Annotated in this window: 19 protein-coding genes; 11 read left to right on the top strand and 8 right to left on the bottom strand. The window is 40.6% G+C overall.

Annotated features, from left to right (window positions below):
- Positions 1 to 372: 372 nt before the first annotated feature.
- The gene (locus PSR9079_RS00105; protein ID WP_149979970.1) at positions 373 to 2073 is read right to left on the bottom strand and encodes a cyanophycinase; all 1701 of its coding nucleotides are present in this window, start codon (positions 2071 to 2073) and stop codon (positions 373 to 375) included.
- Positions 2074 to 2412: 339 nt separating this feature from the next.
- Between PSR9079_RS00105 and PSR9079_RS00100 the strand changes: the two genes are divergently transcribed.
- The 3 genes from PSR9079_RS00100 (at position 2413) to iadA (ending at position 8125) form a co-directional block, all read left to right on the top strand.
- Entirely contained in the window at positions 2413 to 5376 is a 2964-nt protein-coding gene (locus PSR9079_RS00100) for a TonB-dependent receptor domain-containing protein (protein ID WP_149979969.1), read from the top strand.
- Positions 5377 to 5539: 163 nt separating this feature from the next.
- A complete protein-coding gene (gene yfcC, locus PSR9079_RS00095; protein WP_145234408.1) occupies positions 5540 to 6946 on the top strand; it encodes a putative basic amino acid antiporter YfcC in 1407 nt (468 codons plus the stop codon).
- A gap of 12 nt (positions 6947 to 6958) precedes the next feature.
- A complete protein-coding gene (iadA, locus tag PSR9079_RS00090) occupies positions 6959 to 8125 on the top strand; it encodes a beta-aspartyl-peptidase (RefSeq protein ID WP_149979968.1) in 1167 nt (388 codons plus the stop codon).
- Between the two features lie 26 nt (positions 8126 to 8151).
- On the opposite strand, the gene paeA is transcribed toward iadA, so the two are convergent.
- The 3 genes from paeA to PSR9079_RS00075 all read right to left on the bottom strand — a co-directional run bounded on the left by paeA (position 8152) and on the right by PSR9079_RS00075 (position 11511).
- Entirely contained in the window at positions 8152 to 9450 is a 1299-nt protein-coding gene (gene paeA, locus PSR9079_RS00085) for a polyamine export protein PaeA (RefSeq protein WP_149979967.1), read from the bottom strand.
- Between the two features lie 131 nt (positions 9451 to 9581).
- The gene (locus tag PSR9079_RS00080) at positions 9582 to 10364 is read right to left on the bottom strand and encodes a substrate-binding periplasmic protein (RefSeq protein ID WP_246175453.1); all 783 of its coding nucleotides are present in this window, start codon (positions 10362 to 10364) and stop codon (positions 9582 to 9584) included.
- Positions 10365 to 10398: 34 nt separating this feature from the next.
- A complete protein-coding gene (locus tag PSR9079_RS00075; protein ID WP_145234417.1) occupies positions 10399 to 11511 on the bottom strand; it encodes an arginase family protein in 1113 nt (370 codons plus the stop codon).
- 429 nt (positions 11512 to 11940) lie between these two features.
- Between PSR9079_RS00075 and udp the strand changes: the two genes are divergently transcribed.
- A complete protein-coding gene (udp, locus tag PSR9079_RS00070) occupies positions 11941 to 12696 on the top strand; it encodes a uridine phosphorylase (RefSeq protein WP_149979966.1) in 756 nt (251 codons plus the stop codon).
- Here the strand turns inward: udp and cdd are convergent.
- The 3 genes from cdd to ppc form a co-directional block, all read right to left on the bottom strand.
- Positions 12677 to 13609: a cytidine deaminase gene (cdd, locus tag PSR9079_RS00065; RefSeq protein WP_149979965.1), complete on the bottom strand. Its 933-nt coding sequence runs from the start codon at positions 13607 to 13609 to the stop codon at positions 12677 to 12679. The two genes, udp and cdd, sit on opposite strands and share 20 nt — an antisense overlap.
- Before the next feature lie 48 nt (positions 13610 to 13657).
- The gene (locus PSR9079_RS00060; protein ID WP_149979964.1) at positions 13658 to 14035 is read right to left on the bottom strand and encodes a hypothetical protein; all 378 of its coding nucleotides are present in this window, start codon (positions 14033 to 14035) and stop codon (positions 13658 to 13660) included.
- A gap of 361 nt (positions 14036 to 14396) precedes the next feature.
- Entirely contained in the window at positions 14397 to 17042 is a 2646-nt protein-coding gene (gene ppc / locus PSR9079_RS00055) for a phosphoenolpyruvate carboxylase (protein ID WP_149979963.1), read from the bottom strand.
- 220 nt (positions 17043 to 17262) lie between these two features.
- Between ppc and PSR9079_RS00050 the strand changes: the two genes are divergently transcribed.
- From PSR9079_RS00050 to PSR9079_RS00040, 3 genes are read left to right on the top strand one after another with little or no spacing between them, the layout of a single operon-like run.
- Positions 17263 to 17628 carry a thiol-disulfide oxidoreductase DCC family protein gene (locus tag PSR9079_RS00050; protein WP_149979962.1) on the top strand — a complete coding sequence of 122 codons (366 nt, stop codon included), beginning with the start codon at positions 17263 to 17265 and terminating at the stop codon, positions 17626 to 17628.
- Positions 17628 to 18362 carry an SDR family NAD(P)-dependent oxidoreductase gene (locus PSR9079_RS00045; RefSeq protein WP_149979961.1) on the top strand — a complete coding sequence of 245 codons (735 nt, stop codon included), beginning with the start codon at positions 17628 to 17630 and terminating at the stop codon, positions 18360 to 18362. The genes PSR9079_RS00050 and PSR9079_RS00045 overlap by 1 nt, the downstream gene beginning before the upstream one ends.
- Positions 18363 to 18371: 9 nt before the next feature.
- Complete coding sequence (locus PSR9079_RS00040) at positions 18372 to 18986, top strand: flavin reductase family protein (protein WP_149979960.1); 615 nt, start codon at positions 18372 to 18374, stop codon at positions 18984 to 18986.
- Between the two features lie 186 nt (positions 18987 to 19172).
- On the opposite strand, the gene PSR9079_RS00035 is transcribed toward PSR9079_RS00040, so the two are convergent.
- The gene (locus PSR9079_RS00035; protein WP_149979959.1) at positions 19173 to 19982 is read right to left on the bottom strand and encodes a fascin domain-containing protein; all 810 of its coding nucleotides are present in this window, start codon (positions 19980 to 19982) and stop codon (positions 19173 to 19175) included.
- Positions 19983 to 20293: 311 nt separating this feature from the next.
- Here PSR9079_RS00035 and PSR9079_RS00030 point away from each other — a divergent pair, with 311 nt between their 5' ends.
- The 4 genes from PSR9079_RS00030 (at position 20294) to PSR9079_RS00015 (ending at position 24168) form a co-directional block, all read left to right on the top strand.
- Positions 20294 to 21268, top strand: coding sequence for a transposase (locus PSR9079_RS00030; RefSeq protein WP_149979958.1), 975 nt, complete (start codon positions 20294 to 20296; stop codon positions 21266 to 21268).
- 490 nt (positions 21269 to 21758) lie between these two features.
- On the top strand, positions 21759 to 22979 hold the full coding sequence (locus PSR9079_RS00025) for a M24 family metallopeptidase (protein ID WP_149979957.1): 1221 nt from the start codon (positions 21759 to 21761) through the stop codon (positions 22977 to 22979).
- 143 nt (positions 22980 to 23122) lie between these two features.
- Positions 23123 to 23779 carry a DsbA family oxidoreductase gene (locus PSR9079_RS00020; protein WP_149979956.1) on the top strand — a complete coding sequence of 219 codons (657 nt, stop codon included), beginning with the start codon at positions 23123 to 23125 and terminating at the stop codon, positions 23777 to 23779.
- Positions 23780 to 23937: 158 nt separating this feature from the next.
- The gene (locus tag PSR9079_RS00015) at positions 23938 to 24168 is read left to right on the top strand and encodes a transposase family protein (RefSeq protein WP_179959126.1); all 231 of its coding nucleotides are present in this window, start codon (positions 23938 to 23940) and stop codon (positions 24166 to 24168) included.
- Positions 24169 to 24378: the final 210 nt, after the last annotated feature.

Below are 24378 nucleotides of genomic sequence, written 5' to 3'. Positions count from 1 at the left end.
AAATTAAATTATTACATTTTCCAATGTTAATTGAGAATTATTTTTAAAAGATCTAAGAGCATGTAAAGTGATGTAAAAAGACTTGACGGTGAGCTAAAAAACAGGACAACTCGATTGCTAATTTCAGGTACAAAAGAGTTAATTTTATCTTTAATGAATATAACAATGCAGCTGCAGTAAAGATTAAAAGTAGTCATTTTTAGCGTCTGAAACGAAAAGCGACACAGCAAGCAGATGTTCAATCATCGGTTGTGAGATTTGAGGGGAAATGGGTAGCTAATATATCCAAATTGGTGTTGTTGACAATTTAACACATTACTTTGTCATTTAAAGAAGAGCTACTGTGAGTAACAGTAGCTCTTCATCAAAGCATCATTGAATCGTCGTAATATTCACGCTAAGTCGTTCAATTGCACAGCCATAACTGCTTGGACTTATTCTCTGATACTGGGTATTTTTACTGGCATTTAAAGTCACTATAAACTCATCTTGCTGACCTACCGCTGACTGCTCATTAGCTAAACACATTGCTTGAGTAAGCGAGCGCAATTTAGCATCAGTGAGTATGTTATTAAAACGCTGCATTGGCAAAGGCGGTATTTTAATTGCAGGCAAAGCACTATCTATAGTACGTTGGTTTAATTGGTAGCCTTGCGGTGTTACATCAATAATCGCACCAGCTGGCCAAAATGAATAATCAAAACTGTATTTATCTTTGCCCTTATTTAAATGCACAACCCCATGCTTACCTAGCACTGTCACAATCGTACTCTGTTGTGATTTTATGAACACTAAAGCTGTCGTTTCATCAACACCAAAGCCATACTGTTGCCCTGTTTTTGCAAGCAATGTCGCTAAACGCACAGTGCGATTTCGCTCACTAAAATGGGTGTCAACTATACCTGCACTAAAGCTACCCAGCCCACCATTAGTTTGATAGGTTAATGTATCTGCGCTTAGCCCTTGATTACAATCATCTTCACAACGTTCACTCGGTGCAGAAACTGCGTGCGCACCATCGCGTAATGCAGCTAAACTAGTGCCATTAGTGATCATCGCAACACTACCAAACTGGTTACTGCCGCCACTTTGAATGGCTGTGCCTGCACTTGTACCTACCAATAGCGGACGTGAACGTATAGCATCGGTCCATGGATACGGCTTGCCCGTATCATCAAATAACACTTTTCGAGTTAAACTTTGATCGCCACCATTGAGCATAATACCTGTTGCAGATTCGATTTTTGCAACTAAATTATCAACACCCGCGTCGCATAGTTGTTGCTCAGCTTGAATACGGTCAGGATAGATTTTGTGGCGATTAAACACCTGCATGTTTTGCTGGCGAAATTGCGCTAGCTTTTCACATTGCCCAGTTGTGATTGCTTGCGCTAATGCCGGAGTTAATGCCAGCCATGAACTTTTAATATGATCAAAATCCAGTAAGCCTTCATAAAAATCAGCCGATTCATAAGGGTCGCGACTCGATGCTGTGATAGCTAATAAGCTCGGCTGTTTACTATTTACTTTAGCTGTTGCAGAAATAAAATTAACTATATCATTAGCAGCCGGCTCATTATTTTGTTTGCTTTGCACCGTTTCTTTTATGCGCTGGCCTTTAGCATCAACAACCGCCACTTCCAGCATATCAGTTACAAAGTTATATTCTCGATCAGTTAAATTATTGAGCGAGCGGCTATCTAAATCCCGCCAAGCCCATAGCAAAGACCCTTTATCGATAAGATTAGGCTGTTGCTTAGCTATTTTTGATAAAACCCGCAAGGTTTCATTGCGGTTATTAGTACTATCATCAGGCCATTGGCTTTTTATTTCTTGTAGTGCTTTGCCCGTCAATTGAAATTGATTCGCTTTTTTTCCTATTAATGATGTTTTTTCAATGCAATTTTTAGGATTTAAACTTGAACAAGTCGTTAATGCGCCACCAATTAACAGCAAGGTTTGCTCAGTTTGATTTGCAGATATATTCGCCGAAAAAGCGGTCATTACCAGTGTAAAAGCAGCAAAAAAACCACATTTAGGGCTCTTTGCAAGATGTTCCCGAAAGTTTTCCATAATGTTATACTCATGTAAAAAATGATAAAAAATAGCTTGCAGTAAAACTTTATGCTTGCTATAAAAATAAGGAACTTTTAAATCGCGAGTAAGCTAGCACCCAAATACTAGCTTTGTCAAAAACCTTTTGGATTGGAATTATGTTTAAAAACGCAACATCGCTGTGTACATATTTCTACTCTCCTCACTACCTTTCGGAGTGGTTTGACGAGTAGCCACTACCTCACATTCTCTGTGAGGGGCTAACTGTGTCTATCGATCACGGCCCTGTCTAAATAATCAAAAAATAAGCACTGTGCAGTACACCTGTGCTTAAAATAAAGACAAAGGTAAACCAATATGTTTCGTCAATTAACTATTGCAACGGCAATAAGCGCAGTGCTTTGCCCAACTTTTTTGTATGCGCAAGAAAACACTAAAGCTGAAAACATTGAACGAGTAGAAGTCACCGGATCACGTTTAAAAGGCGTCGATCTTGAAGGAACGATTCCACTAACGGTATTAGACCAAGATGCCATCAAACGCTCTGGCGCCAACACGATTCACGAATTATTAAAGGATTTATCCGTGTTCAAAGGTGGTAGCGGCACTTTTTCCACTTCAGAAAGCGGTGGCACGTCCACTTCAACACCTGCGGGACAATCTGCAGCAAGTCTACGTGGCATGGGCCCATCAGCCACATTAACACTGATTAATGGTCGTCGTGTTGCGCCCAGTTCATTTGCCGCTGGCACGGAAAACTTTGTCGATGTGAACTCAATTCCACTTGCTGCTATCGAGCGTATTGATATTCTTGCAACCGGTGCATCAGCGGTTTACGGTGCAGATGCCGTAGCAGGTGTAATTAACTATATTTTAAAAGATGACTTTGAAGGCGCTGAAGTAAACGCATCCTACGCAAACAGCTTTAACAGTCATGATGAAGGTAAAAAACAACTTAACCTAGTATACGGTACAAAAATTGGTGAGAGTAACTTAACGGTTTTTGCCGATATTTTTGACCGTAACGCATTTAAAGCAACCGATCGAGATTTCACTGCATCATCACCACTGGTGAATAGTTATTCGTACTTACCAAAACTTGAAAACGCGCCAAATATTTATTATTACAGCTCGCGTGATGGGAATGAATTGCCAGCGCCAAATTGCCAGACTGAATTAGTTACAACTGAATTTGGTGAAGACATTTGTGCCTATTACCCAAATCAAGACGATTATCTGGATACGCCATTTGAGAGTCTATCGACTGGCTTTATGTTCAATAGCAGCTTAGGCGGTCTTGATTGGCATACTGACTTTTTCTATAGCCAAACAAAGGCAAAAGCGTACTCGTCACCCTCACCGATTAATCAAATAAATGATGAAGATGGCCCTTTCATTTTAGAAGATGCGCTGTTCATTTATGATAATGCAGATGGCAGTAATGATTTGATGGATCAAGTGTTTATTGACCCATTTGAATTTGATACGCAAGCTGGCCGCGAAGTTTACGGCTTTGGCTTTGATGCGCGTTTTAATGCCCCACGTACTGTCGAAGTAGAAACTAAAAACTTCCGCTTAGTGAGTAGCCTTGCAGGTGATGTTGGTGACTGGAGCTGGGAGTCAGGCGTAACCTTTTCTCGCTCAAGCTCTGAACAAGAAGCCATTGATGGTATTTACAATCGCTACCAATTTCATGCCGCCATTACTGGTGAACTATGCTCAGACGGTACATTAGCAAACTACGACGGCGCGAACCTTAACTGTGTATCAGGCGATTTACTGCCATTTTATAATCCATTTGTGCAAGGCGATGCCGCCAACGATGCGGTTTTAGCAACGGCACAGGCACGTCCAACACGCAGTGGCGAAAGCACCGTATACGGCTGGGATGCAAACTTTAACGGTGAGCTATTCACCTTTAATGATTTACCCGCTTATGCATCATTTGGAGTTGAAGCTCGCCGTGAAGAATTAACTGACATTCCATCACTTGACTCGCAAGCACGCCCTGAAAACGGCTACTTAGTGGATGTATTTGGTTTTGGCTCGAGCTTATCAGAGGCTGATCGCACTCAATACGCGGCGTTCGCAGAAATAAGTGTATCATTGACCGATCAAGTTGAGCTACAGGCGGCAGGACGTTACGATCATTATGACGATTTTGGCGGCACCTTTAATCCAAAAATAGGCTTAAGCTATCGTCCTAACGACTCGTTAGTGTTACGTGGCTCATGGTCTACGTCATTCCGTGCCCCTTCTCTTACGCAAGCTGGTGTTAAATTAAGAACCACTCAATCAACCTTCGATTGCGGTGCTAACCAAGCAGTATCTGATCTTTATTGTATGAGCCAAGGAACAGAGGTAAGTGTTAACTCACTCGAGCTTGGAAATAAAAATCTTAAAGCAGAAGAATCAGAAGCTATTAGTGTTGGTTTTGCTTGGAGCCCAAGCGCTGATACTAACCTAACCGTTGATTACTGGCAGTTTGATCACGAAGAAGTGATTGATACTAATATGACTGCGGTGCTAGATCGTGCCATTACTGATGCATCACTGCGCCATTGCGGTATTGTCCCAGAAGGTCAACAAGGTATTTCTTACGATAATGAGCTATGTGATATCAGTGACAATAGTGGTTTAAACATCGAGCAAGATGGCGCTAATCTTACTGAGATTTTAGCTAACTATGTTGATGAAGATAACAAAGCTGGCGATAAAAACCCAGATAACTTTAATCCCCGTCCTGGTGAAGACTACTTACCCTTATTCCGCGACCATGTCATTCCGCTTGAAAATACCGGCACACAAACGTTAGCGGGTATTGATATTAAATTTGACCATCGCTTTGCGTTATCTGGCGGCGACTTAACCTTCGCATTTGACGGTACTCACTACCTTGAATTTGAACGCAACAAACCGGGCTCAGACTCAATTGAAAAGCTAGTGGGTACATATCGCTACCCTGAAAACATCGCTCGTATGTCAATCGATTGGGAAGCACAAAGCTACTACTTAAACTTAGGGGCTAACTACACCAGCAGCTATGATGATGACATTGAAGGACTTCGAGGCCGTGAAATTGATGAACTGGAAAGTTTAGGTAAACTTGACTCACAAGGTAATCATCAAGTTGACGATTGGCTCGTATGGGATTTATCTGCAGGTTACTACGTAAATAAAGCCCTTACCTTAAGAGCGCGCATTGATAATATTTTTGACAAAGAGCCGCCACAGCTATACGGCTCAAGTCGTGGTTTTGATTCTATAAACCATAATGCTTATGGCGCGCGTTATACATTTAGTGTCAGCTATCGTTTCTAAAAATTATACGCGCAGCACTAGTCGCTGTGCGTAACACCATCCAAATTGTACTAAGTGGCTTTGCTTTGTAGAGTAAGGTCACTTATTCAAATAAACTTCGTGTTAAAATAAGCAGGTGTGCGGCTTAGTCTAAGCAACCTATTTCTTTGCGAAAAGTGAAATTATGAAAAACAAACAATTTACTATGCCTGATGCAAGTATCATCTTGTTATCAGTTGCATTAATTGCCTACTTGGCAACCTTGTTTATTACTCCTGGGATGTTTAACGCCCAAAAAGATAGCCACAGTGTTGAACTTTCTCAATACCAAACAGTGGCTGTTAGCGAGCAAACACCGCTGTTTGCTGAAGGCGGTGAAATTGGTCTGGCAAATGTGTTGTTTGAAGGTTTAGTCTCGGGTGACAAGTACGGCGCAACTATCGGTGTTATGGCGTTTATATTAATTACTGGTGGTGCATTCGGTATCATTATGAAAACGGGCGCAATTAATAACGGTATTATGGCGCTTATCAATAAAACTCAGCGAGTTGAATGGCTGTTTCTACCATTATTATTTGTGTTATTTTCCTTAGGTGGCGCAGTATTTGGTATGGGCGAAGAAGCCATTGCTTTTTGTATTGTCTTGCTACCGATCATGAAACAGCTCGGCTATGATGCCAAAGTAACGGTTTTAACTACGTATGTTGCCACACAAATTGGCTTTGCAACGTCTTGGATGAATCCTTTTAGTATTGCAATTGCACAATCTATTGCTGAAATACCGGTTTTTTCTGGTGCTGGCTTTAGAATGATCGCATGGGTTGTGTTTACACTATTTGGTTTATTTTTTACTATACGTTATGCCAACTCGATCAGAACCATTAACACCGCGCAAAGCGACTCCCATACTGATATAAAATTAGATACCGCCGATAAACTTATCTTGATTACTTTTATAGCGGGTATTACTTGGGTTGTGTGGGGTGTGATGGCGCGCCAATACTATATTCCAGAGCTCGCAGCACAGTTTTTTTGTATTGGCGTGCTCAGTGCTTTTATCGCCAGTATTTTTAATAAACAAACAGCCAACCAAAGTGCAGATGCATTTAAACATGGTGCACAAGAATTGTTGCCCGCAGCTATGTTAGTCGCTCTTGCCAAAGGGGTGGTATTATTACTTGGCGGCAGTGATTTAAATGCACCGTCAACCTTAAATACATTACTTTATCATAGTGCTAGTAGTATCGCTGCGGTACCAGACTTTGTTGCGGCATGGGGAATGTTATTATTTCAAAGTGTGTTTAACTTTTTTGTTTCTTCAGGGTCAGGTCAAGCCGCTATCACTATGCCACTGATGTCTCCATTAGGCGATTTACTCAATGTCTCACGACAAATTGTGGTATTAGCTTTTCAGTTTGGCGATGGCTTAACGAATATATTCATTCCAACCTCAGCCAGCTTGATCGGTTGCTTAGGTATTGTAAAGCTTGATTGGAGCGAATGGGCAGCCTTTATTTGGCGTTTCACTTTAGCATTATTTACTTTAGCAAGCGGCTTCATATTTCTTGCTTATTTTATCAATTATCAATAAAAAGACTTCACTATGTTGACATTAATTCGAGGTGCAAACCTTTATACTCCAAGCCCTCAAGGGCAGATGGATGTACTCATCGCTGGTTCTAAAGTGATTGATTTTCGAACCGAGATCAAACTAGAAAGTAATACCGAAGTAAAGATTATCGATGGCCGAGGAAACATTCTAGTACCAGGCTTTGTTGACTCTTTGGTCCATATTACAGGCGGTGGCGGCGAAGCAGGTTTTACTAGTCGAACGCCAGAAATGAACTTAACTGATGCCACCTTAGCAGGTATTACAACCGTTATTGCAGCGCTGGGCACTGACTCAAGCAGTCGCACACTAACCAACTTAGTTGCTAAAGCGAAAGGCTTAAAAGAGCTTGGTCTTAATGTATTTTGCCATACTGGCTCTTATCACTTACCCGCTAAAACACTGACGGGTAGTATTACAAATGACCTAATGTATATTGACGAGTTTATTGGCGTAGGCGAAGTGGCAATTTCAGATCACCGTAGCAGCCAACCCACCGTTCAACAACTCGCAGAGTTGGCAGCAGAAGCAAAAGTCGCCGGCATGCTAAGCGCAAAAAAAGGCACCGTGAGCATTCATGTCGGCCCCGTTAATAGTCACTTAGCGATTCTGCATGAGGTTGATAAAAATACTGATATTTCATTGAGTCAGTTTTATCCAACACACATGAATAGAAATAAAGCGCTGCTTGACGCTGGGATTTTATTTTGTGAAGCCGGCGGTACAATTGATTTTACCACCAGCACAACTGAGTATGATCTTGCTCATGGCGAATATGCTGCCGCGCAAGCGTTAGCTTACTGTTTAACACACAATGTTAAGCCAACACAATTGACTATGAGTTCAGATGGCCATGCCAGCCTGCCAATATTTGACGAGCAATTTAATTTGCTCGGGCTTGAAATTGGTAAAGAAGCCTCTCTGTTAGGTGCTTTTCAACAAGCTGTACATCAATATGAGGTGAGTATAGAGCACGCATTAATGGCCATAACCACTAATCCCGCTAATGTACTGGGGATTAAAAAAGGCACTATTAGCAAAGGCTCAGACGCCGACTTAGTTTTACTTGATAGCAACACTTTAGCGCCACAACATGTATGGAGTAATGGCATTCATATGGTTGAGCACGGCTTTGCAATAATAAAAGGCGCTTTTGAATAAATAATGAGGCGCATAGCGCCTCACGTTTATTGTAAGGCTGGTTCTACCGGTAGTATTTTAGACACCAATAACTGTTCAACTCGGATCCCTTCAACATCCACAACTTCAAATTTAAAACCTGCGTATTGAATATATTCTGCTCGTTTAGGAATTCGCTTCATGGTATAAATTAAAAATCCGGCAACAGTTTCATAATGCATTTGATCTGGAAATTCATCCACACCGAGCACTTTTGCCAGCTCAACGGCTGGGGTTAAACCATCAACTAACCATGAATTTGCATCACGTGCGATAATTAATTCATCACCATTATGGGTGATCAAATCTCCCATAAAGCCTTTCATAAGATCTTTAACTGTCACAATTCCCACGACAAGTGCGTATTCATTTACCACCACTGCGAAAGGTTTTGCTGCGCCTTTAAAGGCATTTAATGCCTCTGACAAACTCAGTGTTTCTGGTAGATAAAAAATCTCTTTTTCGAGCATTTCGTCGTTAATATTCGCTGCATCGCCTTTGAGCACTTGGCGAAGAATATCTTTTGATTCAACTGAGCCAATTAATTTATCTAAATTGCCATTACATACCAAAAAATGATTATGTGGATGATCAATGATTTTGCCCGAAATACTATCGCTGGCTTCGTTAATATCAAAGTAGACTATTTGATCTCTAGGTGACATAACACTCGATAAAAAGCGCGCTTCTAAATCAAATACATTACCAATCAAATCATATTCTTGTTGTTGTAAGCTACCATATTCTGCGCCTGCATCCATCATTGCGACTATGTCTTCGGTAGTTACAATGTCTTCACGCTCTGCCGGCACATTGAATAAGCGTAAAACAATATTAGTTACACCATTAAAAAACAATACCAACGGTGTTAATGCATACGTTACCCAACGCATAATCGTGACTACGCGAACCGCAACAGCCTCTGGTAGGATCATAGCTAAGCGTTTTGGTAATAAATCAGCAAATAAAATAAACAATGAAGTAATTGTCAAAAACGACAGTAAAAAGCTAATTTGCGCCAGTAACGGTCCTTGATAAAACAACACAAGTACACTTTCAACATAAGGTGAAAGCGCTTGTTCGCCCACTATACCGCCTAAAATAGCAATTGCATTGAGAGCAATTTGGATCATGGCAAAAAAAGCACCGGGTTGCTCTTGCAGCTTTAATACTGCAGCCGCTTTAGCATTGCCTTCGTCAGCCATGACTCTTAATTTAATTTTACGTGATGCTGCGATGGCGATTTCCGACATAGCAAATAACGCACTGATCAAGATTAATAAACCAATCCCGATTAAGTCACCCATTTATAACTCCAAAAATAAGCGCTTTTATAAGCAAAAGCAGCTGGATTATAACCCCTTTTAAAGGTTGGGCAATTTAAATTTAATTAATATTAAAAGTAATTAAATATCAGTGTATTACCAACAATAAAAGCTTACTGATACGCGTTGAATGCGTTGCTGAGTTTGGTTTGAGTTGGCTTATCTAGCGCTTTGTTACAAGCAAAATATAATGCCGGTTGCTCAATATTAAGCCTTAAAATAGGTGTTAATTTGTCAGTAACTTGCCTTTTAGCATGCTCATATTTAGCCCGTTGTTCAGGTAATACAACGATATCGATACTGCTTTGACGGCTTTGAACTATTTTAAAAATATTATCAAAACTATTCATCAGCATTAGATTTACACCTTCTTCAAAGCCCTGTGATAATAAAAAGTGATGGCTGTAGTTATCTTTTAATACCGCAACCCGGTACTGCTTTGCTTGCTCTAGGGAATTGATAACAATGTTTTTTGAATTCAATGCATACAGATAAGTATTCAACTTTGCTAATTCTGCAATCCAAATAAATTGCTTTTCACGAGGAGTTGAACGCGTCATAGAAAAAATACACGTTTGCGGATCGCGCAGTGCCATATTAAATGCGGTACTCCAACTATGCACTGAGATTGTATAATCGAGTGTTGAAGAAGCTAACACCATTTGAACTTTATCAGCTATATAGCCAACAAGTTGTTCGTTTTCATCAAGATATTGAGCAGGCGGAAAATATTCCGTCACCACATTTAATTTAGCGAGACTTTGATTACTTAAGATTATAAATAAAAAATAACACCACTTAGCCACTCTTGCCCCACCGATTATTACTTTAAGCATCTGTTGATGTAAATTAAATATAACGGCAAATAGCTGATTTGTGAATTTAAAAAGCAGCATGCCGTAGCAGGCTGCTTAAATGAACTGTTATTAACTATGCGCGGTTCATAGCATTAATTAAAAATGCTGAAATTTTTGCACCTTCCCTAAGCGTTGTATCTGAACTCGATTGACCAATCAGTGAACTGTCGGTAAATGGAGCAATTTCCATCATATCAGCGCCGGTGATCGGAAATTCATCAGCCAAAGCAACCAAGATATCCAAAGCATGCTGCGGCGTTAAACCGTTCCCTTCGGGTGTGCCTGTTGCTGATGCAAACTCTTCATCGAGGGCGTCAATATCAAAGCTGACGTAGAGTTCATCAACATTATCAGCTTTAAGCTGAGCAATGACTTCTGCGGCAATTGCCGGTGCGCCTCGTTCGATGATCTCATGGGCCCAATGTTGTTTAACGCCAAAGGTAGATTCCCAGTGTTCTTTTGGCTTACCGCTTGAGCGAATACCAAATTGGATCAGATGATGTGGTGCAGGTAAAAACTCTAAAATATGCGTGCACCACGAGCCAAAACATAAATCGATACCTAAACGCTCAACGAGTAAATCGGTATGCGCATCAAAGTGAATAATCGCAGTGCGTTTACCTTGCGCACGCTTTGCCTTCAAATACGCTTTAGTTAACGGGTAACTAATTGAATGATCACCACCAATACCAAAAATGCCTTTATCAGTAAACGTTGCATAAAAGCTATCGCATACATCTTCAGTGATAGACAACGGGCTGACATAATACTCACTGCTTGGATTATCATATAATGCCTGTTGGCAATTACTGATAGTCGCGTCGTTTAAATATTTATCATGCAATAAATGTGGAATAACCCTTACATCACCTAAATCAAACGACTTTGCCTGAGGCTGCTGATCAATCAATGCTGAACGTAAAAACAACGGCCCCCAGTTGGCGCCGCGTAAAATGCCACCACCACAGTCAGAGCTAATGCCTAAAGTCACCGCTTTATGCTCACTTTGACTAAGTGTATCGAGTGATGCACGCCATAGCGTATCGACATTATCTTCTTGCCCATACAGTTTCATACGCAGCGCCGCTTTTCGTTCTTTTGCAGTATTAACCGTAAAAACGCCATCGCCCGGCGGACATAAACAGTGCTCAACTTTACTTTTAAATGTGTGCCATTGTGTGCTCATTGCAATTCCTTACTGTGTGCTTTTGCGTAGTTATGCAAAAGAGCGTTGTTGAAAATAAAATTAATAAAAGATTCACGCGCCGATTTTCACTCGCAATTTTATTACTCTCGCCGCTTTAGCTACATTTTAAATAACTATATAAACCTCTAAAATAACAATTGGTTATACTTATTTATCCAACAACGTATAAACTAAAATAGAGTGCCTAGTAGGATTGATATAGTGTCTATGAATACAAGTCAACTACCGGCGATGACACAAATTAAAGTCAGTTGCTTGAATATTCAAAGAGAATGAATAAATTTGATAACGGACATCCGTCCTGTACAAGGCAATGCATTGTGGTAATTATGCTAAATTGATAACAACTCTTTATAAATTAGCGTTATTAACTGACGTTAGAACAAAAGTTATAAATAAGGCCCCGCTATGGAAAAGGTATTTCACTTAGGACTCACCCGCGACGATCTACACGGTGCAAAACTTGCAATTGTACCGGGCGATCCAGATCGTGCAGCACGTATTTCAACTTTTCTCGAAAACCCAACTTGCCTCGTCCAAACCCGAGAGTTTCATGCTTACTTAGGTCAACTTAACGGTAACTCTGTGGTTATTTGCTCAACCGGTATTGGTGGTCCTTCAACCTCCATTGCAGTAGAAGAGCTGGCGCAATTGGGAGTTGAAACATTCTTACGAATTGGCACAACTGGCGCTATTCAACCTCATATTAATGAAGGTGATATTTTAATCAGCCAAGCATCTGTGCGTTTAGATGGTGCGAGCCAACATTTTGCGCCATTGAACTACCCCGCTGTGTCTGACTTTTTCGCCACTCAAGCGATGGTCAATGCGTGCGGTAATTTAGGTATTGATTTTCATATTGGTATTACTGCATCAAGCGATACTTTTTACCCAGGTCAAGAACGTTACGACACTTACTCAGGTTATGTACCAAAAGCATTTCAAGGTAGCTGTGAAGAATGGCAAAAGCTGGGCGTGATGAACTATGAAATGGAATCAGCAACCTTATTTACAATGTGTGCAGCACTGGGGCTAAAAGCCGCCTGTGTAGCTGGTGTGTTGGTTAATCGTACTCGCCAAGAAATCCCCAATGTAGATCACGGCGAGATTGAGAAAAAATCAGTCGCCGTGGTACTCGAAGCCGCTAAACTGCTGTTGGCTTAATATTTAAACTAATACTTTGTAGTACTGGCAAATCAGTGTAACTTGCCAGTACTGCTTGACTGACACTTAACTGATTTCCCTTACCCTGCGTTTGTAGTAACTCAATCCCTTTGACAACATCTTTAGTCATTGCCAAACCGGCTAAATGCAATTGACTCACCGCACTTTGCAGTGGTGATAAGCTCGGGCTATACGCGGCATTCTCCGCATAACAACCATAAAAATTACCATTTTCGAAAGTACTAATTTTCACTGCACTGTAATTTTCAGAGTAAGGTACATATGCAGCCAACGCATAACTTAACAACGTTTTATCCAGTTCATCAGTTACAACAAATTCATGCTGTTGTGGAGCGGGGTTAAACAAGCTATAAGAATTACCTAAATCTTGCGGACCAAATGAGTGAGGGAGTAAATCAGCCAGCTTGAATTGCTGCTGCGGTAATAAAATATCAAAGCTCTGCGCATCAGCCAACTCATTCATAAATTGACGACAATAACCACATGGCGCATCACTGATAGCAATTTTAGCTATTTTTTTCGCGCCATTGAGCCAAGCGTTATTAATTGCCGATTGCTCAGCATGAACCACTAAGCTTAATGCTTGTTGTGCAAATTCAACGTTAGCCCCAAAATAAAAATGTTGCTCACCGTGTTTATCGTAGCCAACTACAATTGCCCCAACAAAAAAATGTGAAATAGGCACAACTGCAAATTTTGCAGCAATAGGTAAACAGGCGCGCAGTATAACCTCGACAGGTTGCTTATATTGCGCGCACAAAGCTGTGATATCAGCGGTATTTAAAATACCCTTGTGCTGTTTTACGTGAAGATATAACTGCTGCTGTTGTTTTTCACTGAAGCTAAAAACGCAGCTAGTTTGAGTACTTACTGAAGGCGTTAATGAAGACATAGACTAGTTTTATGATTTAATGGCTAATTAGTTTAGAAGGTTCAACGCTTAAATGCTAGGTTGATTTACTAACCAATTTTTCGCGCTGTTAAAACAATCAAAGTTTTCTGCCTTTATATCAAAGCGTTGCGCTTTTTGCAAAAACAAATCGTGCATAAAACCATCAAAACTAACGACGCGAGCAATAAAGCAGCTGGATAACCACTTTGACACTGCAGGCATAATTGTCAGTAGATCACTAGCCGGAAATTTATGCGTTAATTCAGACACATCAACGAGTAATTTATTACTGCCGTAAATAGATACATACTGCTGCGCAATTTGATAAAAGTTCATCACATCCTGTGCACTTGCCGTCCCTCTAAGCGTCATCATTATTAATGACGTAGATGCATCATACGTGATGCAAGTAGACACATTTGACATAATTACTACTCGATTATTAGTACAATTGCCATAAAATGACAAAACAGCCGATATTCTAGATAAAAAAAATGAACAGTCAATATCTAATATCAAATCAGGTCTGACCAGAACGTTAATACGGAATAAAGGATGACTTTTATTACTGAAGAAATGCAATAGATGGTAATTAAATAAGCTTAATTTGAATAACTAGGCGTGTTAATGCAATTAAATATAACCTGTTTAGTAACAAATGCGCCGCACCTTTACCAATTTAAATTAGTATTACCAACAGCGGCGCACAATTTGTTAGCACGTTAGTCATTAAACGACCTCAAGCTGCAAAGCAGTATCAAGAGGTCGAGTATTTATCGACTAACAATCAACCTGTATTACGCATACCTGCGGCAATCCCAGTCATAGTGATCATTAACGCGTTATCAATGTCACCAGAGCTGCCTTCTGCCGCTTCGCGCGAACGTTTTAACAACTCAACTTGAAGCACATTCAATGGATCCGTATACGGGTTACGCAAACCAATAGACTCTTTTATCCAAGGTTGATCGGCAAGCAAACTTTGCTGTGGGCTTAACGATTGTACCAGTGAAATAGCCTGCTTGAGCTCTTTACGCAGTTTTTCACCTAGTGGTTTGTATTGCTCTTCAACTAAAGCGTCGTCGTAATGCGCACTTAACCAACAGTCCGCTTTACTGAATACCATTTCAAGCATTTCTAGACGGGCTCTGAAAAACGGCCAGCGTTGACTCATTTCATTAAGGGTATCTATGCCATGTTTTTCAAGTGCAGCTTGTAAACCAGTTAGTGCCCCAAGCCATGCTGGTAGCATTAAGCGATTTTGACTCCAAGCAAAAATCCACGGGATAGCTCGCAGGCTTTCAACACCACCATTGGGATTACGCTTTGCTGGACGCGAACCAAGCGGTAATTTTGATAGTTCCTGCTCTGGTGTTGCCATTCTAAAGTACGGCACAAAGTCTTCATCAAAACGCACTACATTACGGTAATGCTCACATGACTTTTCACTGATCAACGCCATTACATCACGCCATTCATCTTTTGGCTCTGGTGGTGGTAACAAATTACTTTCAAGCACAGCACCGGCATAGATGTTTAGACTTTCCAGCGCCACGTTAGGTAGGCCAAACTTAAAGCGGATCATCTCCCCTTGTTCGGTAACACGCAGGCCACCTTTGAGTGAACCTGGTGGCTGTGAACGTAAGGCTTGTGCAGCAGGTGCACCACCACGACCAACAGTACCACCACGACCATGGAATAATACCAGCTCAATACCACGTTGCTCTGCCAATTGTACAAGCTTATCCATTGCCTCGTATTGCGCCCATCCGGCAGCCATCATGCCAGCATCTTTGGCTGAATCTGAGTAACCAATCATGACATTCTGTATGCCCTCAGCTTGGCCTCGATACCAGTTATTATCAAGCAATTGAGTAATAACATCGCTGCCTGCATTTAAGTCATCTAAGGTTTCAAATAATGGCGCAACAGGCAGTTTAAAACTACAACCACTTTCTTTTAATAGCAGTTGTACTGCTAATACATCAGAGGCTGTGCGTGCCATTGAAATAATATATAAACCAAACGTCGACGCATCTTGCTTGGCGATTACATCAAAGGTGTCGAGGACTTCTTTAACATCAGCGCTTGGTTGCCAATGTTTAGGAATAAGCGGGCGACGAGAGTTAAGCTCGGCTAATAAAAATGCCTGCTTATCTTCTTCTTGCCATTGGTCGTAATCACCTAAACCTAAATAACGAGTGAGCTCGGAAAATACCTGACTGTGGCGTGATGAGTCTTGGCGCACATCAAGTTTAGCTAAACGAATACCAAAGCTATTAATACGACGTAACACGTCTAATAATAAGCCATTGGCTACCACCGCAATGTTACTCTTAAGCAACGAACGGTAGCATGCCTCAAGCGGCTGCTTTAACTGCTCAATGTCAGTGACGATGTCTTGTGCATCGGTGCGCTTATTCATAATTTTAGCGCCAAGATGAGCAACGGTTTCACTCACTTGCGCTTTGAGTACTTTTAATACCGCACGATACGGTTCAAAATCTTGTCCAGCGAGCTCGACTAGCTCATCACTGGCTTGTGACATAGAAAGCTCAGTGCTTAAAGTGTCGATATCGCGACTGTATAAATCAAGTGCCATCCAGCGCCCATGATCCAGCACTTGCTGCGTCACTAATGCTGTTACAAATGGATTGCCATCGCGATCGCCCCCCATCCATGAGGTAAATTCAACGGGGCTGTAATCGTTTGGTAACTCTAAATCAAGGTGCTCTTTTACTTCTTTATTAAAGTCTCGTAAAAAACGCGGAACGGCGTGCCAAAGGCTATTTTCGATAACTGCAAAACCCCATTTCGCTTCATCAATTGGGGTTGGACGTGAACGACGGATGTCGTCAGTATGCCATGCTTGGCTGATCAACTGTGCGATACGGTTTAATATATTTTCACGCTCATAAGACAGGTTATCGGTGCGCTCAAGAGCCGCTAAGCAATCACTTAATTCAACGTGTTTGTTAATAATTGTACGACGAGTTACTTCAGTTGGGTGTGCAGTTAAAACTAAATTAATATGCAGTTTGGCTAAGCTTTCTGCGATTTCATTGGGATTTATTTTACCCTGTTGTGCGTGGCTAGCTAATGCTTTTAAAGTTTGTGTTAACGGACTTAGCTGACAAAAACCCACGTCATTAAAACGGGAAATAGTATGAAACTGCTCTGCAACATTGGCTAAATTCAAAAAGTGATTAAAAGCACGTGCTACTGGCAGTAACTCTTCATCGGTTAAAGCATGCAGAACATTAATTAAGGTATGGCGGTCTTGCTCGTTTCCTGTGCGGGATGACTTAGCTAAAGCTCGAATTTCTTCTACTTTATCTAAAATCGCTTGTCCTTGGGCGTCTTTGATTGTTTGGCCTAATAATTGCCCCAATAAATTAACGTTCCCACGCAAGGCGGCATATTGTTCACTCATTCCTGATACTCCATTGTTGATGTTTATACCATAAAGGTACTAATAATAAGCCGTGTTCAATTTTTAAGTGTGGAGTGTAAAATGCGGTAAAAAATCGACACTTTGCTTACCTTTATATTTGTAAGACTCTATTAATATCATCCAAATGGATAATTTAACAGATCCAAGGCTTATTCTATTTCGTAACAAGACATAATAAATCGACGAATTTTGAGTAACTATGATTATTTTTTACGATGGTAATTGCCCGCTTTGTGTTAAAGAAATGGATTCACTTAAGCGTGCTGACACACACAACAAAATAATACTCGAAGATATAAATAAAGATGATTTTGAGCAGCGCTTTAAAAACATAAAACGCCACGATGCCATGGCGTTTTTGCATGGCCAGCGTGATAACGGTGAAATGATTTACGGATTAGATGTCACATTTGAAGCATGGCAAACGGTTGGCCGTCATTCATGGCTAAAGCTGCTACAATTACCCATAATACGCTTTATTGCCGATCTAGGTTATCGCCTGTTTGCAAAATACCGCAGACAAATCACACGCATTTTCTGCCAATCAAGTTGTGGGATAAAATAATGACTAACACTTATATTATTTTCGGTGCAAGTAGTGAAATTGCAAATGCGTATCTAAAAGAAATTGCCAAACACGATCCGCAGGCTATGGTTTTTTGTGTAAGTCGCAGCTGTATTGACACATCCGCTGTCGGTATTGCTGTTGAGCAGTTTGTTTGTGACTATTCCAAAGCACGCTTAAATGAATTAACAAACTTACTTAAAGAGCGCGCAATATACCCAACTCAGGTAGTTATTTTTAACGGCCAATTACATTATGCGCAATCTATGCCTGAAAAAAAACTCGACGATATCGATGAGCATTATTTCAATACTTTACTCAACACCAATACTTTAACTCCTATTTTGTGCCTGCAAGCAATCGCGCCGCTACTTAGCCACAAAATACCTTGTACCATAACGGCCTTAAGTGCGCGAGTAGGGAGTATTACAGACAATAACTTAGGCGGCTGGTACAGCTACCGCGCCTCAAAAGCAGCACTTAATATGTTATTTAAAACAGCAGCTATTGAACTGCAACGACGCGCAAAACAAACCCGTTTAATTCTTTTTCATCCAGGCACAACAGATACTAATTTATCTAAGCCGTTTCAAAAAAATGTACCCGCAGGTAAGCTCTTTACACCTGAGTTTGTAGCATCACAACTTTATACTCTTTTACAACAACCTGAACAGCTCACTGAGTTAGGTCAACCCGCCTACATTGATTGGCAAGGTGAGCACATACACTGGTAAGGATAAACCATGCACTTTACAACAGACGCCATTAGTCAGTTAGATAAACACTACCGTACGCATTTAATAAACTCACTATCTGGTTTTAAAAGTGCCAACTTAATTGGTACTCAAGATAGTGCTGGCAACACCAACTTAGCAATTGTAAGTTCGGTGATTCATCTAGGTGCGCATCCACCCTTGGTCGCCATGATAATCCGCCCACATAGTGTACCTCGTCATACTTTCGAGAATATTTTAGCAACCGGTGTTTACACTATTAACCAAGTGAATAGCGAGATTGTGGAACAAGCTCACCAGACTTCTGCCCGTTACGATAAAAATGAATCTGAATTTGATGCTACAGGCCTTACAACCGAGTATCTGGCTAATTTTTCGGCTCCGTTTGTTGCTCAAAGCCGTTTAAAGTATGCAGTTAAATTTGTTGAACATCAACACCTTGCCGTAAATGGCACTGAGTTAGTAATCGGTGAGATTATAGACTTACATGTTGAAGACTCAGCAATTTTAGAGGATGGTTTTATCGATTTAGAGTCAATCAACACCGTCACCATTAGCGGCTTAGATAGTTATCACAAAACACACGCTATAACGCGTCTACCCTATGCTAAAAAACCTCGTTAAATAGTGCAGCTGAGCTTTGAAAATGATTGTTAAGAGTGTCATATATACTTTGAATAATTAAATATCATACTTTGATACGGTTGTTAACACTGCGCTATGGAGTAAACCTCAGCAGCAAGTGCAACGTATTATACTGAAAGTCGCAACTACCTTACAATAGACTGTTTTGGTAATTGCGGCCCACACTTAAAATATTATTTTAAACATTTCTAATGAGCAAGGATACATTGCATTACAACCTATAACAGTAGGCAGAACATTGGTTCCAAAACCACCATTATTGACCGCTTGTACGTAATAACCATTAATCGATTTAAGCGCGATGTTGTCACCATTTTGAATTAATGCACCAGGGTTATTTGGTAATTCTATAGTGAACGTTTCCCATATTGATGCCGCAGTTCGGTTTGCATTAAGTGCAGCCCCACCACCTTGCTCTGCCACAAAATAGTATCCTGATGTTGTTTGGATATGTATTTCATCACCACTTAGCAAATCACCGCCATTAATATCTATTAAATTAAATTGCTCCCATGGACCAATTGCAAGACGATTTGCATTCACTGTATCCCCCCCATTATTCTCAGCCACAAGGTAATATTGGCCACCTGTTTCTAGGGAGATATTGTTTAATATAGTGGGGTTACATGGTAGCGTGGTAAAAGTGAGATCTTCACCTTGCAGTGTTGATCTGGGCGGTTTTGGATCACCATGAAACCGAAAATGATACTGCGTTCCACACTCTAAATTAGCTACTTGCGCACTCACAGGGCCATTAACTCCTGCGGGTGTGACTAAAACACTAAAGCCATAGTTTGTGGTTTCACCATAATCAATTATTTCACCACTTAAGCCAATAGTAGATGCCGAATAACCATTTAACTGCGCCGATGTTGTCGTAATATTGCTTGCAGGTTGTGTTGTGTACTGCGTACCAGCATGCGCAATCGATGCCGTACCAAGTAAAACCACAAATAAAAGTTTTGAAGTAATCATTGTCGAGTTCCTGTGACGTTTACGCTGCTAGGATTAACAGCCCTATAAGCGTAAACGTCGACATGAAATAAAACATTACACCTCATTACAAGTTGCATGATGAAAAAAAACTTACATGACACCCACTTAAATCTAAATTCAACAACTGATTCCAATTCAAACCCATCATAAAGTTGCAGTCCTATATCAAACTTACATGACACCAATTTAAATCTAAATTCAACAACTGATTCCAATTCAATCCCATCATAAAGTTGCAGTCCTATATAAAGTGACTAGTATTTTTATATAAACACAACATTGGAGGTTTTATGGCAATCGCTCGAAAAAGACAAATTAGCCTAAGTGATACTCGCTACTATCATTGTATATCTCGTTGCGTAAGAAAAGCTTATTTATGTGGTATGGACAAGCATACGGGCCAATCGTATGAGCACCGCAGAGAATGGGTTGAAGATAAAATTATAATGCTCGCTTCAATATTTTGTATTGATGTATGCGCCTATGCTGTGATGAGTAATCATACACATATCATCCTTCATGTAGATAATAATAAAGCTAACCGCCTAAATGATAAAGCCATTGCCTTACGCTGGCACAAAGCATTTAAAGGTACTTTATTAACTCAACGCTTTGTGAAAAATGAGGTACTCTCTACTGTCGAACTGCAATTAGTAAAGTCTAGTATTGGAGAATATCGTTCAAGGCTAATGGACATTAGCTGGTTTATGCGATCACTTAATGAGTACATTGCTCGCAAAGCTAATAAAGAAGATAATTGTAAAGGTAGATTTTGGGAGGGGCGCTTTAAATCTCAAGCTTTACTTGATGAGTCAGCACTAGTGGCTTGTATGGCCTATGTCGATCTAAACCCAATCCGTGCTGGAACCGCTTCATCACCTGAAAACTCAAATTATACAAGTATTAAAAAACGTATTGCAGCAGCACAAAATGCCAAACAACCTAGGTCCTTATTTCGCTTTGCAGGTTTAACAACAAAACACACTGTAAATGGTTTGCCTTTTGAACTGAACTCTTACCTAAACCTTGTTGATAAAACAGGGCGCTGCATAAGAACAGATAAAACAGGTTATATAGATCATTCTTTGCCACCGCTACTAGAGCAACTAAACATATGCCCTGAAAACTGGCTAAAAATCACCAGTAGGTTTACTAAAGTCTTTCATGGTGCTGTTGGTAAACCAGATGCAATTGACCGGTATTGTGAACACCAACACTTTAAACGACGAAGTAACCTCAAAAACTGCGAAAAACTATTAGCGTAATACCATATAAAACAACTCTTTACTTTTTTATCAGCTCAAGGCTGAAGCTTATGCTGCCAGTTATTTGCTATATTCGCCCCAAAATACACATTTATTATTCTGTGAAGAGTTTTTTAATATCATTAGACACATAAAAACTCATGTAACTGTATTGAAGTTGGGTGTCATTTTAATTTTTAAAAGTAGTGGATGTCTTTTAACTTACTGGAGTGCGAGTACAAAATTGCCTATTATCAAACGGCTTAGTTTTAGGTCATATTCATCGTTATTTGCCGCGAAACCAAACATAAAATCTGTATTTTTATTTTCATACAATAATTTAGAGTAAACAAAAAACTCCGTGAGAGTAGAGCTAATAGCCCAAAGAGTTAAAACCATCCACCACAGATTAATTTACAATCCAATTGTATGAGCCGCTTTTCAACGCAACTCGCTTGCAGTACAGCAGTGGCGCAAGCACAATAGCCAAATACAAATAAAGGAGAGCACCATGACAATATTTGGTATTGGTACCCAAACTAACGAGCAGGCATTAGCCAGCCTAAGTGATATGACAGGCGATTTGACGGCTATTCAAGCTGATGAACACTTAGCACGTATCGCTAATGCACAAACCTATATGCAAGCGAATGGCATTGATGCGATTTATCTAAACGCAGGCACTAACCTTGCCTATTTTACAGGCATGCGTTGGTATGCAAGCGAGCGACTGGTAGGTGCTATCTTACCTGCCAAGGGCGACTTACAATACATTGCCCCGTATTTTGAAATTGGCTCACTTAATGGTTTTAAAGTAATTGATGGACCAATTCGTGGCTGGCAAGAGCACGAAAACCCCTATGCATTATTTGTAAATATAATCACCGAAATGGGCATTGCAGCCAATGGTACTGTGGGAATTGACGAAAGCGCACAATTCTTTATTTTTGACGGTATCAATAAAGCGCAAACTGGCTTAAACCTAGTCAATGCACAACCTGTGACCGCTCATTGTCGAATGCATAAATCAGCCAACGAGCTGGCACTGATGCAACGCGCTATGGATATGACGTTAGCGGTTCACCAAGCAACTGCAAGTATGTTACACGAAGGAATCAGTACGAGCGAAGTTGAAGCGTTTATCAAGCAAGCACACCAAAAAGTAGGTGCTTCAGGTAACTATTTTTGCATCGTATTATTTGGCGTTGCAACCTCGTTCCCACATGGCGTGAAAGACCCGCAAATTCTTAAAAAAGGCGATATGGTACTGATTGATACTGGCTGTAAAGTACATGATTATTTATCAGATATTACCCGAACCTATGTGTTTGGTGAGGCCACAGAGCGCCAACGCCAGTTTTGGGATTACGAAAAAGCCGCGCAAATCGCCGCCTTCAACGCCGCTAAAATCGGTGCTCCTTGTGAGGCCGTTGATGCTGCAGCACGCGGTTATTTAGCTGCACAAGATTTAGGTCCTGAATATCAAACCCCAGGTTGTCCGCATCGCACCGGTCACGGTATTGGTTTAGACATTCACGAATGGCCTTATTTAGTCGGTGGTAACAAAACCCCACTCGCAGCAGGCATGTGTTTTAGTAACGAACCTATGCTAGTTGTACCCGATGAATTTGGCGTTCGCTTAGAGGATCATTTTTACATGACCGACAACGGCCCACAATGGTTTACCGAGCCAGCTCATAGTATTGACGACCCATTTGGTTTAGCAGGTTAATTTAACTTAAATTAGCTTATCCTTAAAGCTGCACGGTAAGCCCCCTGCCATGTAGCTTTATAAAAACTAACAATAGCCCCCCTTGAATTTACTCACCCTCGCCTGCATATCCCTGTTACATTTTGTAAAAAATAGGCTCACTGATGAAAAAGCTTAAAATCGACATAGTTTCAGACGTTATGTGCCCATGGTGCATTATTGGTTATAAAAACCTTGAAACAGCCCTTGCGCAATTAAGTGACGAATTTACAGCTGAGATCAGCTGGAAGCCATTCGAACTAAATCCAGACATGCCTGTTGTTGGCCAAGATTTAAATGAGCATTTAGCACTAAAATACGGCCTCACTGAAGAACAAGGTGACGAAAACCGTAAACGTATTTTAGAGATAGGCGAGCAAGCAGGCTTTGATTTTAACTTTGACGGCAAACGAATCATGATCAATAGTTTTGATTTACATCGTTTACTGACATGGGCTGCCACTGAAGGCAAGCAAACTGAATTAAAACTGGCATTTTTTAAAGCGCACTTTACTGATTTAGTTTATTTAAATGAGCAAGATACGCTGCTTGATGTAGTGCAAAGCGTTGGCCTTGATAGAGCCCGCGCAAAAGAAATTTTAGACTCTGGTGAGTATTTCCAAGAGGTGCGCAGCGAGCAAAATGCGCTACAACAGATGGGCATTACCTCAGTGCCAACTTTTATCATTAACGAGCAATTCGCCCTCACCGGCGGCCAACCAAGCGATGCATTTGTGCAAGCATTTAAGCAAATCGCCGAGCAAGAAGCGCAACAACAGTAACATTAAAAGCCACGTCACTTAAGCATTACGTGGCTTTAATCATTTAAATAATTAAAATCCCACAATTACTCCAATAAGGCTATTCAACATCCAGGGCAAGATCACGAACTTTACCTTGACTTAAAAGTATGATCTTATACTCCTTTTTAAGGAGCCCCATGCCTGATATTCAACTATTTAAATATTTCGAATCAATTGACGACCCTCGCCAGCAGGGTAAAGTTGTCCATAAACTTTTTGATATCATATTCTTAGCTGTCAGCGCTGTCATATCTGGGTGCCAAGGCTGGGAAGATATTGAAGATTTTGGCCATGATAGATTAGATTGGCTCAGGAAGTACGTTCCTCTGAGCAAGGTATCCCTCGCCATGACACAATCGCTCGTGTGATGAGTCGTATTGATATGACGCAGTTTCAAGATTCTTTTTCTTCTTAGATGAAAGACTGTTCTAAATTAACTCAGGGCGATGTCGTTGCGATTGATGGTAAGCGATTGAAAGGTTCATTTAATCAGTCAGATAGGCGCGATGCACTTTATATGGTCAGTGCATTTGCCTGCGAAAATGGTGTTGTTTTGGCGCAATGCCCTGTTGATAAAA

Source organism: Pseudoalteromonas rhizosphaerae, assembly GCF_902498845.1.
GTDB lineage: Bacteria > Pseudomonadota > Gammaproteobacteria > Enterobacterales > Alteromonadaceae > Pseudoalteromonas > Pseudoalteromonas rhizosphaerae.
This window is presented reverse-complemented; position numbering and strand designations above follow the sequence as displayed.